Genomic DNA, 16,232 nt, shown 5'->3' on the forward strand with positions numbered 1-16,232 from the left:
TCGGGCGGAACCCCGATGCAGCGCGGCTCAGCCCAGGATGAACTGGCGCGACGACGTCGAGGCGATGCCGCCGATCTCCACCGCGAGGTGGTACGACGATCCGCCGGCGGGCGCCACCGGGCGCCCCTCGGAATCGCACGTGTCGACGGCCGAGCGGGTGCGGTCCCACACCACGGGCTCGGCGCTCGTGACCTCCTGCCCGGCGGCGAGCGTGACGACCATGTCGATGGGGTCACGCTGGCAGTCGGTGGAGCGCCACCAGGTGTCGTCGCCGCTCGTGATCGTGAAGCGCTGCTGCGAGGTGCCGACGTTGAACGTGCAGTCCACGTCGCCGGTGTTCACGAGCCGGATCGACAGCCGCGGCTGCTCGTCGGCGGCGTACACGTCCTTGTCGGTGAGCGCCTCCACCTGGATCGCGTTGGGATCGCAGGCCTGCGGCTCGGTGTCCGTCGGCGTGGGCTCGGGCTCCGGGGTCGGCGATCCGGAGGGGCCGGACGTCGGCTCGCCCGTCGGCAGCGGCGTGCTCGCGGAGGGCGTCGGCTCGGGCTCGGAGAACAGCGCCCCGATCGCCCGCCACGGCTGGGCGTTGACGGCCCAGACGACGCCGGCGGTGATGCCGCCGACGACGAGCAGCGCGAGCAGGAGCACCGCGATCCGCCGACGCCGGTAGACGGCGGGGGAATGACGGCGGGCGCTCACGTCTTCAGGGTAGGCGTCGGCGCGGCTCAGAGCCGCTTGAGCATGCGGGTGTTGCCGAGGGTGTTCGGCTTGACGTGCGCGAGGTCGAGGAACTCGGCCACGCCCTCGTCGGGGCTGCGCACGAGCTGCGAGTACACATCGGGGTCGACGATCTGCTCGCCGATGGGCGTGAAGCCGCGGCGCGAGAAGAAGTCGACCTCGAAGGTCAGGCAGAACAGGCGGTTCACGCCCAGCTCGCGGGCGTTGTCCTCGAGGCGTTCGACGATCGCGCGGCCGACGCCGCGGTGGAGCCAGTCGTCGCGCACGAGCAGCGTGCGCACCTCGCCCAGGTCCTCCCACATCACGTGCAGCGCGCCGCAGCCGACGACCTCGCCCGCCGCCTCGGCCACGACGAACTCGTGTGTCGCCTCGTACAGGACGACGAGGTCCTTGCCCAGCAGGATCCGGCGCTGCACGTACGGCTCGAGCATGTCGCGGATCGGCAGGATGTCGGCCGTGCGCGCGGGCCGCACCAGGAACTCGCTCATCCCTCCAGGGTATGGGCCGGTTGCTCGACGCCGCCTGCGCGCCGGATCGGGACGTCCGGATAGAGTCCTCGGGTACGTCCGCGCCGTCGAAGAGGTCTCATGTCGTCACCGGAACCGCAGCCCGGCCAGCGGGTCGTCATCCGCTACACGGACGGCGGATCGCCGACCGACGCCGTCGGCTCGGTCACGGCCGCCGCCGAGTCGTCCGTGACCGTCGAGACCAAGCGCGGCGCGGTGACGATCCCGCGCGAGACGATCCTGCTCGTGCACGAGCTGCCGCCCGCGCCCACGCGGCCGGGCGCGCTGCACCGGATCGTGTCGGCCGAGGATCTGCAGCGGATCGCCGCCGCCACGTGGCTGCCGGAGGACTCGGCGTGGCTGCACGCCGACAACCTCAGGGCCGAGGAGCGCGACGAACCGCCGAGCGTGCAGGCCGGCTGGCTGCTGCGCGCCAACGGCGGCGAGACGCACCGCGCGAACTCCGCCCTGCCCCTGGGCGATCCGGGCATGCCGCCCGAGCAGGCGCTCGAGCTCGTGACGGCGTGGTTCGCCGAGCGGGATCAGCGGCCGGCGTTCCTCATCCACTCGTCCGCGGGCACGACCGAGCTCGCGCCCGCATGCGCGGCGATCGCACCGCGGTTCCGCGACGCGGGGCTCGCGCCGTCGAAGCCGACGCTCGTGCTGACGGCCGCGACGCGCGAGGTCGCCGGCGGCGCCGACCGGCCGGCCGAGGCCGCGCCCGGCGGACTCGAGATCGTCGAGCACGACGAGCCGCACGCCGTGCACTTCGAGGCGTGGGGGCGCCCGGTCGGCTCCCCCGGCCACGAGGCCTACCGCCGACTGCTGTGCGGCCCCGAGTCGCGCACCTTCTTCTCAGCGATCGAGCGGGGTGCCGATGGCGCCACGACGCTCGTCGGCACCGTGCGGCTGGCGATGGCGCAGAAGTGGGCCGTGGTCTCCGACCTCGTCGTCGCGCCGGCCTACCGGCGCCGCGGGGCGGGCCGGGCCCTCGTGCGCGCGGCCGCCGCGGGAGCCGCCGTGCGCGGTGTGCGCTCCGCCCTCGTGCAGGTGCAGGCGGGCAACGAGGCCTCGCTCGGGCTCATGGCCTCCCTCGGCTTCACCGAGCACCACCGCTACTGGCACGCGCGCGTGCCGGAGTAGGCCGCCGCTCCGGTTGCGGTGGTCGCTTCATCTGCGCGGCCTCCGGCCGCTCCGTTCAGCAACCGAGGGGTCACCGCCCCGGGCGACGCGAAAGGGCGGCCCCCGGAGGGACCGCCCTTTCGTGCGTCAGGTCAGCTGCCGAGCGCCAGATCCGGCGTGCCGGAGATGCCGCCGGCGGTGTTCACGCCCACCGCCACGCGCTCGCCGCGCGGGGCGTTCTCGAACGTGAACCGGCCGTCCTCGACGTCCACCTTGATGTGGTGGCCGGCCTCGAGGGTGCCGGCGAGGATGCGCTCCGAGAGCTGGTCCTCGATCTCGTGCTGCATCGCGCGGCGCAGCGGGCGGGCGCCGAGCGCCGGGTCGAAGCCGATCTCGATGAGGCGCTCCTTGGCGGCGCGCGACAGCTCGATCGTCATGTCGCGGTCGAGCAGTCGGTCGTTGAGGCGCTTCGTGAACAGATCCACGATCTGGATCAGCTCCTCCTTCGACAGCTGCGGGAACACGATGATGTCGTCCACGCGGTTGAGGAACTCGGGCTTGAAGTGGCGCTTGAGCTCCTCGTCGACCTTGCCCTTCATCCGCTCGTACGTCGTGGTCGAGTCGCCCTCGATCTGGAAGCCGACCGGGCCACCGGCGATCGCCGACGAGCCGAGGTTCGTCGTCATGATGATCACGGTGTTCTTGAAGTCGACCACGCGGCCCTGACCGTCGGTCAGACGACCCTCCTCGAGGATCTGCAGCAGCGAGTTGAAGATGTCCGGGTGCGCCTTCTCGATCTCGTCGAAGAGCACGACCGAGAACGGCTTGCGGCGCACCTTCTCGGTGAGCTGCCCGCCCTCCTCGAACCCGACGAATCCCGGAGGGGCTCCGAACAGGCGCGAGACGGTGTGCTTCTCGCCGAACTCGCTCATGTCGAGCGAGATGAGCGCGCCCTCGTCGTCGAACAGGAACTCCGCGAGCGCCTTGGCGAGCTCGGTCTTTCCGACGCCCGTGGGGCCGGCGAAGATGAACGAGCCCGAGGGGCGCTTCGGGTCCTTGAGGCCGGCACGCTGGCGACGGATCGTCTTCGAGAGGGCGGCGATCGCCTCCTCCTGGCCGATGACCCGCTCGTGCAGCGCCTTCTCCATGAAGACGAGGCGGCTGGTCTCCTCCTCGGTGAGCTTGAACACCGGGATGCCCGTGGCCTGCGCCAGCACCTCGGCGATCAGGCCCTCGTCGACCACCGCGTGCGACTCGATGCTGCCCGAGCGCCACTGCTTCTCGAGGCGCAGGCGCTCGCCCAGGAGCGCCTTCTCCTCGTCGCGCAGCGCGGCGGCCTTCTCGAAGTCCTGCTCCTCGCTGGCGGCCTCCTTCTGCTCGCGGACCTTGGCGATCTTCTCGTCGAACTCGCGCAGCTCCGGCGGGCTCGACAGGATCGACAGGCGCAGGCGGGCGCCGGCCTCGTCGATCAGGTCGATCGCCTTGTCGGGCAGGAAGCGGTCGCTGATGTAGCGGTCGCTGAGGTTCGCGGCCGACACGATCGCGCCGTCCGTGATCTGCACCTTGTGGAAGGCCTCGTAGTGGTCGCGCAGGCCCTTGAGGATGTTGATCGCGTGCGGCAACGACGGCTCGTTGACCTGGATCGGCTGGAAGCGGCGCTCGAGCGCGGCGTCCTTCTCGAAGTGCTTGCGGTACTCGTCGAGCGTCGTGGCGCCGATCGTCTGCAGCTCGCCGCGGGCGAGCAGCGGCTTCAGGATCGAGGCCGCGTCGATCGCGCCCTCGGCGGCGCCCGCACCCACGAGGGTGTGGATCTCGTCGATGAAGACGATGATGTCGCCGCGGGTGCGGATCTCCTTGGTCACCTTCTTGAGGCGCTCCTCGAAGTCGCCGCGGTAGCGCGATCCGGCGATCAGCGATCCCAGGTCGAGCGAGTACAGCTGCTTGTCCTTCAGCGTCTCGGGCACCTCGCCCTTGACGATCGCCTGCGCGAGGCCCTCGACGACGGCGGTCTTGCCGACGCCGGGCTCGCCGATCAGCACGGGGTTGTTCTTGGAGCGGCGCGAGAGGATCTGCATCACGCGCTCGATCTCCTTCTCGCGCCCGATGACCGGGTCGAGCTTGTTCTCGCGCGCGGCCTGCGTGAGGTTGCGGCCGAACTGGTCGAGCACCTGCGATCCGCCCTGAGCCTGCGCGGTCTGCTCGGCGCCGGCGCCCACGGCGGCCGGCTCCTTGCCCTGGTAGCCCGAGAGCAGCTGGATGACCTGCTGGCGCACCTTGTTCAGGTCGGCGCCGAGCTGCACGAGCACCTGCGCCGCGACGCCCTCGCCCTCGCGGATGAGGCCGAGCAGGATGTGCTCCGTGCCGATGTAGTTGTGGCCGAGCTGCAGCGCCTCGCGCAGCGACAGCTCCAGCACCTTCTTCGCGCGCGGCGTGAAGGGGATGTGGCCGGTCGGCTGCTGCTGACCCTGGCCGATGATGTCCTGCACCCGCTCGCGCACGGCATCGAGCGAGACACCCAGGGACTCGAGAGCCTTCGCGGCGACGCCCTCGCCCTCGTGGATGAGGCCGAGCAGGATGTGCTCGGTGCCGATGTAGTTGTGGTTGAGCATCTTCGCCTCTTCCTGGGCGAGCACAACCACACGACGGGCACGGTCGGTGAATCTCTCGAACATGTCACTCCTCCGGGCACTTGGGCCTTCGGGACGCGGGGTGCAGGAAGCGCACCTCGCGCCATGGATTCCACCGTAACGACGGATCCCTGCCGGGGCGCCCGTGTTCGCCGTGGGCATAGCGCGCCGACGCGGTCGTCGCGGCCCTCCGCCGGGAGGCGCGAAACGTTCCGTCACACGGCGCCGGGAACATCCCGAGGGCCTCTAACGTTGACCGGCGTGCCACCGGGCACCCCTCGAAACGGAGAACCATGAGCACCACCACCCCCGCGAGAAAGGCGCGCGCGAAGCGGCCCTTCTACGCGTCGTTCGGATTCCAGGTCATCGCCGCCCTCGTGGTCGGCATCGCGCTGGGCCTGCTCGCCCGCCAACTGGGCGCCACGCAGGAGAACCCGAACGGCCTGTTCACGACGCTCGACACCATCGGCAGCTCGTACGTCACGATCCTGCGCGCCGCCGTCGTGCCGCTCGTGTTCACGGCGATCGTCGCGAGCATCTCGAACCTGCGCCGCGTGCAGAACGCCGCGCGCCTGGCGGGCCAGACCCTGCTGTGGTTCGCGATCACGGCATTCATCTCCGTGGTGATCGGCATCGCGCTCGGCCTCGTGATCCGCCCGGGCGACCGCGCCGGCGGCGACCTCGAGGCGGCCGAGCCGAGCCACGTGGGCACGTGGTGGGACTTCCTCATCGGCCTCGTGCCGCAGAACTTCCTCGGCCTCGGCGTCTCGGGCGCCGTCGACCCCGAGACCGGCGACTTCAGCGGCGGGGTCTCGTTCAACATCCTGCAGATCATCGTCGTCTCGGTCGTCGTCGGCCTCGCGGCGCTGCGCGCCGGCCGCAAGGCCGAGCCGTTCCTCGCCTTCACCGAGTCGCTGCTCCGCGTGATCCTGCGCGTGGTGTGGTGGATCATCCGGATCGCCCCGCTCGGCACGCTCGGCCTCATCGGCGCCGCCGTGGTGAAGTACGGCTGGGAGCGCCTGACCTCGCTCGCGTGGTTCGCGGGCGCGATCTACATCGGCCTCGCGCTGGTGTTCTTCGTCGTCTACCCGCTGCTGGTGAAGTTCCACGGCCTGTCGATCAAGCAGTACTTCTCGGGCGTGTGGCCCGCGACCCAGTTCGGCTTCGTGAGCCGCTCGTCGCTCGGCACGCTGCCGCTGACCCAGCGCGTGGCGGAGCGCAACTTCGGCGTGCCGCGCGAGTACGCCTCGTTCGCCGTGCCGTTCGGCTCGACGACGAAGATGGACGGCTGCGCCGCGATCTACCCGGCGATCGCCGCGATCTTCGTGGCCCAGTTCTTCAACATCGAGCTCACGCTCATCCAGTACGTGCTCATCGCCCTCGTCTCGGTCGTGGGATCGGCCGCGACGGCCGGCACCACGGGCGCGACCGTGATGCTCACGCTCACGCTGTCGACCCTGGGCCTGCCGCTCGAGGGCGTCGGCCTGCTGCTGGCGATCGACCCGATCCTCGACATGGGCCGCACCGCGGTGAACGTCACCGGCCAGGCGATCATCCCCGCGATCGTCGCCAAGCGCGAGGGCATCCTCGACCTCGACCTCTACAACGCGCCGCGGGAGGGCCTGCCCTTCCAGGACGAGGAGGAGTCCGAGTCGGAGGCCGCCTCGGACGCCGAGGCGACCGGCACCCAGGAGCCCGTCGCGGCTCGCTGATCCATCCGTCCGATGGCCCGCCTCCCCTCGGGGAGGCGGGCCATCGGCGTTTCCGGGACGTTTGACTTATCGATAGTCGTTGTGATCGTTTGTCGTGAAACAGCGAGGGATGGAGAGCGGGATGACGATGACGACGGGCGGCAGGACGCTGACCCGGGGCGACACGGTCGCGCTGGGTGTGATCGCGACGGGTGCCGCGTCGGTGGGGATCGCCGCGCTGACGGCGATCGTGCTCGCGGCGATCGGGGCCGCCGCGCGGACGCTCACGGTGACCGGTCTCACCCTGCTCGACGCGCCCATGCCGACGCCGGCCGCGGCGGAGTCCGCGCAGTACGAGACGGCGTCGGTGACGCTTTCCGACGCGCCGGCGGTCATCCGCTGGATGCTCTTCCTCGAGGGCTCGCTGCCTGCCCTGGCGACGATCGGCACCTGCGCGATCGCCGCATGGCTCGGCGTCGCGCTCATCCGCGAGCGCCCCTTCGCGCGGCGCGCAGACGCGGCCATCGTCACCGTGGCGTGCCTCGTGATGGTGGGCGGGATCGGCGGGCAGCTGGCCGGCGCGATCGGGCGGGCCGAGACGACGGCGCTCCTCGAGCGCGCCGATCCCGCGATCGAGGGCGTCTTCCCCCTCTTCCTGCTGAACCTCGACCTCGCCCCGATCGGCTGGGGCTTCACCCTCGCGCTCGTCGGCGCCGTCTTCGGCATCGGCCGCCGCCTGCAGCGCGACACCGAGGGGCTTGTGTGAGTCCCGCCGCGGACGAGGAGGCCAGCGGGATCCACTGCCGCCTCGACGAGCTGCTCGCCGAGCGCGGCATGACCCTCACGGCGCTGAGCGAGCAGGTCGGCGTGAGCATCGTGAACCTGTCTGTGCTGAAGAACGACCGCGCCCGCGCGATCCGGTACTCCACCCTCTCGGCCATCTGCCGCGCGCTCGACTGCGAGGTGGGCGAGCTGCTCGTCCGCGTCGACTGAGCCGCGGGATCCATCCGGGCGACTGAGCGCCGGATCAGTCGGGGCGGAGCGCGCCGCGGGTGTCGAGGGCGAGCTCCTCGGCGTCCATCGCGACGAACAGGTCGCGCATGACCTCCTCGCTGAGGTTGCCCGCGCGGCATTCGTCCAGCAGCACCTGGCGGCGCACGGCGAGCCAGCCCCTCGAGAGCTCGACGACCGCCTCGCGCGGCACCCGGTTCCACCGCTCCTGCGCCTTCTCGAGGTCGCGGTCGGTGCGGTCGGTGTCGCGCTCCACGCGCACCATCGCGCGCGCGAAGCCCTTGAAGATGTCGGCGCTCTCCTCGCCGTGCTCCGCGATCCACCGCTGCTGCTGCGCGCGCAGGTACTCGAGCCCCGCCTCGTTCGACAGCCGGCGCATGCGGGCGATCTCGGCCTCGTCGGAGCGGCGCTCGTCGTCGGCCGAGACGCCGAGGGCGCGAATCAGCGGCGTGAGCGTGAGGCCCTGCAGCAGCAGGGTGCCCACGGTGACCACGAACGCCACCGCCACGAGCACCTCGATGTGACCGGTGGGCATGGCGTGCTCCGTGAGATCTGGCAGCGCCGCCGCCATCGCGAGCGTGACGACGCCGCGCATGCCCGCCCACGAGATCACCACCCGCTCGCGGCGCGACAGCGGCGGCTCGAACACGCGGCGCCGGATCGCCTCCTTCGTGGGCGTCGCGGGGCCGAGGCGCGCACGGTGCCGCTCCTTCTTGCGCCGCACGGCGCGGGCGCGGCGGCTGTGCGGATCGGCGCGATAGGCCTCGGCGGCGTGCTTGAAGCGCATGAGGCGCAGCCGCTGCAGCGCCTGGCCCCACGCATATGAGGCGAAGACGAACACCGGGCGCACGGCGATGACGACGAGCAGCACGGCGACCGAGATCAGGATCGTGCGCGTGCCGTCGGTGCTCGACAGCTCCGCGATCACGGTGGGCAGCTGGAGTCCGACGTACGCGAACACGAAGCTCTCGAGCAGGAAGTCCATGGCGTGCCACAGCGGCCGGTCCTGCTGCCGCGTCGTGTAGGCGGTGCGGGGCGCGTGGTAGCCGACGTAGAAGCCCATGGCCACGACCGCGAGCACGCCCGAGCCGTGCAGGTGCTCCGCGATCGCGTAGGCGCCGAACGGCATCAGCAGGCCGAACGTGGCCGTGACGGTCGTGTCGTCGAACCGCATGCGCAGCTGATGGAGGACGACCCCGAAGGCCAGGCCGATCCCCACGCCCAGGACGACCGCGAGGGCGAACTCCCACACCCCCTGCCACACCGTGACGGTGGCGCCGGCGACGACCGCGGCGAAGACCCGCACGAGCGTGAGCGAGGTGGCGTCGTTGATGAGGCTCTCGCCGCTCATCACGTTCATGACGCGCCGCGGCAGGCCGAGCCTGCGCCCGATCGCGGCGGCCGAGACGGCGTCGGGAGGACCGACGATCGCGCCGAGCAGCAGTGCGCCGGCCAGGCCGAGCTCGGGCATGATGAGCCACGCGACGACACCGACCGCGACGGCCGTGACGAGCACGAGCCCGACCCCGAGCCGGCGGATGTGCGGCAGCGAGTACCGGAAGCTGAGGAACGACGACTCGAGCGCCGCCGAATAGAGCAGCGGGGGCAGCGTGAGGTTCAGCAGCAGGTGGCCGTCGATCGCGATCTCGGGCACGAAGGGCAGCAGCGAGACGACGAGGGCCACGGCCGTGACGAGCAGCGGGGCCGGCCAGCCCCGCCACCGCGCGAACGCCGCCACCGCGACCGATCCGACCAGCACGTAGAACAGCTCCACACCCATGGATCGACCCTATTCCCACCGCCGCCGCGCCCGCGGTCCTCCCTGCACAACGAAGGAGAGCCGCGGCCGAGCAGGGTCGGAATGGTCGGATCCGCGCCCGATGCGCTGCGATCTCCTTCGTTGTGCAGCGGGGAATGCCGGCGGGGCCGGCGCGGTTGGACGACATGATGAGCGAGAACGCGAACCCGGCCCTGTCCGTCCTCGACCTGGTGCCAGTGCGCACCGGGCAGACCAGCGCGCAGGCGGTGACCGCCTCGATGGCCATGGCGCGACGCGCCGACCAGCTGGGCTACCGGCGCTACTGGTTCGCGGAGCATCACAACATGCCGGCCGTCGCCTCCACCGCCCCGCCGGTGCTGATCGCCGCCGCGGCGGGCGTGACCGAGCGGATCCGCGTGGGATCGGGCGGCGTCATGCTGCCGAACCACTCCCCCCTCATCGTGGCCGAGCAGTTCGCCGCGCTCTCCGCGCTCGCGCCCGGCCGGATCGATCTGGGCATCGGGCGCGCGCCCGGCAGCGACCCCGTGATCACGCAGCTGCTGCGCCGCTCGGGCACGACGAGCGACGTCGAGCGCTTCCCCGAGCACGTGACCGACATCGTCTCGCTCGTGAGCCCCGAGGGCGCCACCGTGCGCTTCGTCTCGGGCGGTGAGTACCAGGTGCACGCCACCCCCGCCGCCACCGATGTGCCCGAGGTGTGGCTGCTCGGATCGAGCGACTACTCCGCGCAGCTGGCCGCCCAGCTCGGCCTGCCGTACGTCTTCGCCAACCACTTCGCCGGCGACGGCCTCGAGCGCGCCATGGCGCTCTACCGCAGCGGATTCCAGGCGAGCGAGGCTCGGCCCGCGCCGAAGTCGTTCCTCACCACCAACGTCGTGGTCGCCCCGACCGCGGAGGAGGCGCGGGAGCGCGCCCTGCCGCAGGCGCGCCAGTTCGCGCGGATGCGCACGAACAAGCCGATGCGCCCCATGGAGACGGTGGACGAGGCGCTCGCCGAGAAGCCCGACGCCCTGGAGCAGTCGCTCATCGAGCAGACGATGAGCCGCTGGATCATCGGCACGCCCGACGACGCCGCCGCGCAGCTGCGCGCGTTCGCCGCGACGCACGAGGTCGACGAGATCATGGTCTCGGCGGTCGCGGGCTCGTACGCGAGCGAGCCGCTCGACGCCCCCGAGGGCCGCGTGCAGACGCTCGAGCTGCTCGCCGCCGCGCTCGGCTGACGCGCGAGGGGCGGATCCTCAGTCGGCGGGCTCGCCCGAGAGGAGGCCGCGCAGCCAGTCGCGCGAGTCGGCGAAGGCCTCGTCGGCGTAGCGATCCGGATACTGCACGATCTTGCGGTCCGCCCGGGGGTACGAGCCGAGGAAGATCACCTTCGGGCTGAACCGCTTGAGCCCCATGAGCGCGTCGGCCATGCGCTCGTCGCGGATGTGGCCGTCGGCGTCGATGACGAAGCGGTACCGGCCCATCCGGTCGCCGATGGGGCGGGACTGGATGAGGCTGAGGTTGATGCCGCGCGTGGCGAACTGCTCGAGCATCTCGAGCAGCGCGCCCGGCTGCTCGGCGGGCAGCTCGGCCACGAGCGAGGTCTTGTCGGCGCCGGTCGGCTCGGGCGGCGCGACCGTGCGGGTCACGAGCACGAAGCGCGTGACGGCGTGCTCGTTGTCGCCGATGTTCTCCGCCAGCACGTCGAGGTCGTAGCGCCCGACCACGCCAGGCGCGGCGATGGCCGCCTGCGCGGGGAGGGATCCGTCCAGCACGCCGATCGCGCTGGCCACGTTGCTGCCGGCGACGACGGATCGGTGGCCCGGCACGTGCGCGCCCAGCCACTCGAGGCACTGCGCGTAGGCCACGGGATGCGCGGCGATGTCGGTCACATCCGTCAGGCGGGTGCCGCGCGGCGCGACGAGCACGAAGGTGACGGGCACGAGGTACTCGCCCACGATCCGCAGGCCCGGGGTGTCGGCGAGGGCGTCCTGCGCGCTCGAGACGCCGCCCTCCACGGTGTTCTCGATGGCGATCATCGCGGCGTCGCTGGCGCCGGAGGCGACGTCGCCGAGCGCCTCGCCCACGTTGTGCACGGGCTTCCACACCTGCCCGCGCGCCTCGGGCACCTGCTCGAGGGCGGTCTCCGTGAAGGTGCCGGCGGGGCCGAGATAGCTGTAGACGCGACGCTCACCGGGCTCGATCGACATGGACGCCAGCGTATCCCGGCCTCCGGATGCCGCGTGCGCACACGACTGTGGCTTCGTTCGCTTGGTGGCGGGGTTTTTGCAGCGCTCCGTGGCGGTCTTGTTGCCGCGATCACGCAGGACTGGCTGCAGGTAGGTGTCGCGGTCTGAACCGAGAGGGGTGCGCCCGGTCGGGGCCGTTTGGATCGCTGCCGCTACGTCAGAGTCCGAAGGCTCCGCCGCTGACGAGGATCACGATGCCGAGGCCGATGAGAACGATGGGGAAGAGGATGTGCTCCCAGCGTTCGAGCACTTCGGCGATCGGGGGGCGGGTGGCGACGAACTTTGCCAGGGCCACCAGGACCGCGACGAGCGCGAGGAAGACGATGCAGTAGGCGACTACTGCGAGAGGTTCCACGCTGAGGAAGACAGGGGTGTAGACGCCGATGTTGTCGCCGCCGTTGGCAAGGGTGACGCCTGCGACTGTCCACACGCCGACCTTCTTGCCGGCAACCTTGGCCTCGTCGTCATCGTCGTCATCGTCTCCGCGCCAGGCCTGCCATGCGGCCCAGAGGCCGAGGCCCAGAGGGATGAGACCGAAGTACGGGATGGCTGCCGAGGGCAGGAATGCTCCGGCACCGATGGTCACCAGGACCGCGGCACCGAGGATGCCGGCGAATCCGAGGTACTGGCCGGCCAGAATGCGGGCGGTAGTGCCGCGCTGGCCTGCCCCTCGCGCGAAGAAGAGGGAGAGCACGATGATGTCGTCGATGTTGGTCGCTGCGAACAGGCCCATCGCCTGCAAGACCGAGGTGAGGATCATGCGCCCTCCCCAGCTGCGTCGCATCCGGGAAGCGAGCAGGCGGGATCGATGCACGGGGCGTCTTCGTCCACTGCCAGGGTGGCATCGACCAGTGCCGTCAGCGCCTGCGCCAGGTGCGAATCGGCGATCTCATATCGTGTCCGACGACCCTCGGGCTCGGAGACGACGATCCCGCAATCGCGCAGGCATGCCAGGTGGTTGGACACGTTCGGGCGTGTCAGGTCCAGATCTCGGGCCAGTTCCGCCGGGTAAGCGGGATGGTCGAGCAGGGTCAAGATGATCCGGGATCGAGTGGGGTCGGCCAGTGCACGACCCAGGCGGTTCATCACGTCGAGACGCGAAGCAATAGTCAGCATGGACTGAACTATACAGCGCGCACTGAACACTCGGTCACAGGCGTCAGCCCAGATCGCATGCCCCGGCGACCGCCGGACAGGGAAACCGATAGGAACGAAACCCAGGCCGGTTCAGTTCGTCCTCGAGCGACACTGGCGATCCCTCGGCAAGACCCTCGACCCCGACGACTTCACCGACGCCCAAGCCATCGCAGCCATCGCACGGATCACCCGCGGCAACTTCCGGCTCCTCGAACGCCTCTTCCCCCAGATCCAGCGGGTCCTGAAGATCAACGAACTCGACACCATCACCAACGACGTCATCGAAGCCGCACAGAGCACCCTGGTCATCGGTGTCACCTGACCCCGCCACGAAGCGACCGAAGAACCCCGCCATTCAGCAGACGAAGTCACAGCACACGACGATCCACACCGGATGCATAACCGTCGGGTAACGACGCCTGGCAGACTGGAGGAATGACGAGCCGTGCAGGACAGCCCGCGGAGCCCTCCGATCTCGCAGACATCGACGAGCTCATAGGCGCGTACTACGACGTGGCGCCCGACCCGGCCGTGCCGGGCCAGCGCGTCGCCTTCGGCACGAGCGGACACCGCGGCTCGAGCCTGAGTGCGAGCTTCAACGAGCAGCACATCCTCGCCACGACCCAGGCGATCGTCGACTACCGCAACCGCGAGGGCATCGCCGGGCCGCTGTTCCTCGGCCGCGACACGCACGCCCTCTCGCTGCCGGCGGAGCGCAGCGCCATCGAGGTGCTCGTCGCCAACGGCGTGGACCTGCGGATCGATGCCCGCGACTCGTGGGTGCCCACCCCGGCGCTCAGCCACGCGATCCTCACGCACAACCGCGGCCGCGATGCCGCCGATCCTGCCCGCGCCGACGGCATCGTCGTGACGCCCAGCCACAACCCGCCCACCGACGGCGGGTTCAAGTACAACCCGCCACACGGCGGCCCGGCCGACGCCGACGCGACGGAGTGGATCGCCGCGCGCGCGAACGAGCTGATCGAGGGCGGTCTCGAGGGCGTGCGCCGCGTGCGCTTCGCCGACCTCGACGCCGATGCGCTGCCCGGCTACGACTTCCGCGACGCCTACGTGCGCGACCTCGCCACGATCATCGACATGGACGCGATCCGCTCCTCCGGCGTGCGGATCGGCGCCGACCCGCTCGGCGGCGCGTCGGTGGAGTACTGGCAGCTCATCGCCGAGGTCTACGGCCTCGAGCTGACGGTGATGAACCCGGACGTCGACCCGACGTGGCGGTTCATGACGCTCGACTGGGACGAGAAGATCCGGATGGATCCCTCCTCCCCCAGCGCCATGGCCTCGCTCGTCGCGCGCCGCGACGAGTTCGACCTCATCACGGGCAACGACGCCGACGCCGACCGGCACGGCATCGTCACGCCCGACGCCGGGCTGATGAACCCGAACCACTACCTGGCCGTCGCGATCGACTACCTCTACGCGCATCGCCCGCAGTGGCGGGGGGATGCGGCGATCGGCAAGACGCTCGTCTCGTCGATGATGATCGACCGCGTCGCCGAGTCGCTCGGGCGGCGGCTCGTCGAGGTGCCCGTCGGCTTCAAGTGGTTCGTTCCCGGGCTTCTGGACGGATCCGTCGCGTTCGGCGGCGAGGAGTCGGCGGGCGCGTCGTTCCTGCGCCGCGACGGATCGGTGTGGACGACCGACAAGGACGGCATCCTGCTGTGCCTGCTGGCCGCCGAGATCCTCGCCGTCACCGGCAAGACGCCGTCGCAGCGCTACGCCGAGCTGGAGGCGCGGTTCGGCGCGTCGTCGTACGCGCGGGTCGACGCCCCCGCCACGCGGGAGCAGAAGGCAGCGCTCAAGGCGCTCTCCCCCGAGTCGGTCGCGGCCACCGAGCTGGCGGGCGAGCCGATCACGGCGAAGCTCTCGCACGCCCCCGGCAACGGCGCGGCGATCGGCGGGCTCAAGGTGCAGACCGAGCACGCGTGGTTTGCCGCGCGCCCGTCGGGCACCGAGGACGTCTACAAGCTCTACGCCGAGTCGCTGCGCGGGCCCGAGCACCTCGCGCAGGTGCAGGAGGAGGCCCGCGCCGTGATCGACGCCGCCTTCAAGGGCTGAGCGCCGCCCTTCCCGCCGAACCCGCACCGGTTCCGCCAGCCCGCGCCCGATCCGGGGCGGGTTCGCGGATCGAGCGCGGGTTCGCCGCTGACGGCGCCCGGCCCCGTCAGCGGCGGGGCTTGCGGCGGGCCCAGCGGGCGGGGAGGTCGGGGCCGTCCCAGACCTGCACGATGCCCCACGCCACCGCGGCGAGCGGCACGGCGAGGACCGCGCCGAGGATGCCCGACAGCACGGTGCCGATCGTCAGTGCGACCAGCACGACGAGGCTGTGCAGCTTCAGCGCGCGACCCATGAGCACCGGCTGCAGGAAGTTGCCCTCGAGCTGGTTGACGACCACGACGATGATCACGATGATCACGGCCGTCCAGAGCCCGCCGTCCACCAGGCCGACGAGCGCGGCGAGGATGCCGGCCGCCGTCGCGCCGACGATCGGCACGAACGCGAGCAGGAACACGACCAGCGTCAGCGGCAGCGCCAGCGGCACCTGCAGGATGAACAGGCCGGTGCCGATGCCGATCGCGTCGACCGCCGCGACCGCCGCGGTGCCGCGCACGTACGCGCCGAGCGTGTCGATCGTCTTGTTGCCGACGCGACGCATGCGCCCGTACCACTCGCCCTCGAAGGGGCGCAGCAGGAAGGCCCAGATCTCCGGGCCGTCCTTGAGGAAGAAGAACAGCACGACCACCATGAGCACGAAGCCGGTGACGAAGTTCGCCACGACGCCGAAGCCGGCGACGGCGCCGCTGCCCACGCTCGAGCCGAACTGGGCGCTCGTGACGAACTCCTGCACGGCCGCGATCCACTCGTTGATCTGATCCTGCGAGGGCGCGAACGGCAGGGTGTTGACCCACTCGATCACCTGCTGCACGCCCTGCTGGGCGCTGGCGTAGAGGTCGGCGGCCTGGTTGCTCACCTGCGCGACGATCGCCCAGCCCAGCCCGCCGATCACGAGCACGATGGTCAGCAGCAGCAGCACGGTGGCGAGCACCGACGGCATGCGCGCGCGCATGCGCCGCATGAGCGGCTCGAACGCGGCCGCGAAGATCAGGGCGAGGATGAGCGGGATCACGACGAGCGTGAGCGACTGCAGGCCCCACACGAGGCCCGCGCCGAGGATGACGACCGTGATGATCTGGATGGCGCGGGTGGCGAAGAGCCCGAGCCCGTCCGACCAGGCGGCGCGCGCGCGGCTCGGCGGCTGCGGCGGCACGACGGCCGGGGCGGGCGGGGCGGAGCGCTTCCTGAACACCATGCGCCCCATCCTGCCCCGTCCCGCGCGTCCTGTCGCAACCCCTTGCGGATCGTCGGCG

14 protein-coding genes and 1 pseudogene are annotated in these 16,232 nt (G+C 71.1%); 7 read left to right on the forward strand and 8 right to left on the reverse strand.

Going from position 1 to position 16,232, the window contains the following annotated elements; all coding sequences use genetic code 11:
• Window positions 1-27 precede the first annotated feature (27 nt).
• Both ACODR5_RS00620 and ACODR5_RS00625 read right to left on the reverse strand, forming a co-directional pair.
• Window positions 28-699, reverse strand: a complete 672-nt coding sequence (locus tag ACODR5_RS00620; protein ID WP_488982408.1) for a hypothetical protein — start codon at window positions 697-699, stop codon at window positions 28-30.
• 26 nt (window positions 700-725) lie between these two features.
• Window positions 726-1,226, reverse strand: coding sequence for an amino-acid N-acetyltransferase (locus tag ACODR5_RS00625; RefSeq protein WP_488982409.1), 501 nt, complete (start codon window positions 1,224-1,226; stop codon window positions 726-728).
• Between the two features lie 99 nt (window positions 1,227-1,325).
• On the opposite strand from ACODR5_RS00625, the gene ACODR5_RS00630 reads away from it, so the two are divergent.
• Entirely contained in the window at window positions 1,326-2,387 is a 1,062-nt protein-coding gene (locus ACODR5_RS00630) for a GNAT family N-acetyltransferase (protein ID WP_488982410.1), read from the forward strand.
• Window positions 2,388-2,518: 131 nt separating this feature from the next.
• Here ACODR5_RS00630 and ACODR5_RS00635 read toward each other — a convergent pair whose 3' ends face one another.
• The gene (locus ACODR5_RS00635) at window positions 2,519-5,038 is read right to left on the reverse strand and encodes an ATP-dependent Clp protease ATP-binding subunit (protein WP_488982411.1); all 2,520 of its coding nucleotides are present in this window, start codon (window positions 5,036-5,038) and stop codon (window positions 2,519-2,521) included.
• Between the two features lie 248 nt (window positions 5,039-5,286).
• On the opposite strand from ACODR5_RS00635, the gene ACODR5_RS00640 reads away from it, so the two are divergent.
• The 3 genes from ACODR5_RS00640 to ACODR5_RS00650 all read left to right on the forward strand — a co-directional run bounded on the left by ACODR5_RS00640 (window position 5,287) and on the right by ACODR5_RS00650 (window position 7,677).
• The gene (locus tag ACODR5_RS00640; RefSeq protein ID WP_449853878.1) at window positions 5,287-6,705 is read left to right on the forward strand and encodes a dicarboxylate/amino acid:cation symporter; all 1,419 of its coding nucleotides are present in this window, start codon (window positions 5,287-5,289) and stop codon (window positions 6,703-6,705) included.
• A 121-nt stretch (window positions 6,706-6,826) separates the two neighbouring features.
• Window positions 6,827-7,450 (forward strand): hypothetical protein, encoded by a 624-nt coding sequence (locus ACODR5_RS00645; RefSeq protein WP_488982412.1) that lies wholly within the window; start codon window positions 6,827-6,829, stop codon window positions 7,448-7,450.
• The gene (locus tag ACODR5_RS00650) at window positions 7,447-7,677 is read left to right on the forward strand and encodes a helix-turn-helix domain-containing protein (RefSeq protein ID WP_488982413.1); all 231 of its coding nucleotides are present in this window, start codon (window positions 7,447-7,449) and stop codon (window positions 7,675-7,677) included. Before ACODR5_RS00645 ends, ACODR5_RS00650 begins: the two co-directional genes overlap by 4 nt.
• A gap of 34 nt (window positions 7,678-7,711) precedes the next feature.
• On the opposite strand, the gene ACODR5_RS00655 is transcribed toward ACODR5_RS00650, so the two are convergent.
• Window positions 7,712-9,475, reverse strand: a complete 1,764-nt coding sequence (locus tag ACODR5_RS00655) for a cation:proton antiporter (protein ID WP_488982414.1) — start codon at window positions 9,473-9,475, stop codon at window positions 7,712-7,714.
• 167 nt (window positions 9,476-9,642) lie between these two features.
• On the opposite strand from ACODR5_RS00655, the gene ACODR5_RS00660 reads away from it, so the two are divergent.
• Window positions 9,643-10,695, forward strand: coding sequence for an LLM class flavin-dependent oxidoreductase (locus ACODR5_RS00660; RefSeq protein ID WP_449853882.1), 1,053 nt, complete (start codon window positions 9,643-9,645; stop codon window positions 10,693-10,695).
• A gap of 18 nt (window positions 10,696-10,713) precedes the next feature.
• On the opposite strand, the gene pheA is transcribed toward ACODR5_RS00660, so the two are convergent.
• From pheA to cmtR, 3 genes are all read right to left on the reverse strand, one after another.
• Entirely contained in the window at window positions 10,714-11,667 is a 954-nt protein-coding gene (gene pheA / locus ACODR5_RS00665) for a prephenate dehydratase (RefSeq protein ID WP_449853883.1), read from the reverse strand.
• 196 nt (window positions 11,668-11,863) lie between these two features.
• Entirely contained in the window at window positions 11,864-12,466 is a 603-nt protein-coding gene (locus tag ACODR5_RS00670) for a cadmium resistance transporter (protein ID WP_016997609.1), read from the reverse strand.
• Window positions 12,463-12,822: a Cd(II)/Pb(II)-sensing metalloregulatory transcriptional regulator CmtR gene (cmtR, locus tag ACODR5_RS00675; protein ID WP_006590980.1), complete on the reverse strand. Its 360-nt coding sequence runs from the start codon at window positions 12,820-12,822 to the stop codon at window positions 12,463-12,465. The genes ACODR5_RS00670 and cmtR overlap by 4 nt, the downstream gene beginning before the upstream one ends.
• A 115-nt stretch (window positions 12,823-12,937) precedes the next feature.
• Here cmtR and ACODR5_RS00680 point away from each other — a divergent pair.
• Window positions 12,938-13,165, forward strand: a pseudogene (locus ACODR5_RS00680) (AAA family ATPase); the annotation flags it as partial.
• A gap of 113 nt (window positions 13,166-13,278) precedes the next feature.
• Window positions 13,279-14,922, forward strand: coding sequence for a phosphoglucomutase (alpha-D-glucose-1,6-bisphosphate-dependent) (gene pgm, locus ACODR5_RS00685; protein WP_460817120.1), 1,644 nt, complete (start codon window positions 13,279-13,281; stop codon window positions 14,920-14,922).
• A 106-nt stretch (window positions 14,923-15,028) separates the two neighbouring features.
• Here pgm and ACODR5_RS00690 read toward each other — a convergent pair whose 3' ends face one another.
• On the reverse strand, window positions 15,029-16,174 hold the full coding sequence (locus tag ACODR5_RS00690; protein WP_460817121.1) for an AI-2E family transporter: 1,146 nt from the start codon (window positions 16,172-16,174) through the stop codon (window positions 15,029-15,031).
• Window positions 16,175-16,232 lie beyond the last annotated feature (58 nt).

Source organism: Microbacterium sp. FG3, from assembly GCF_057809335.1.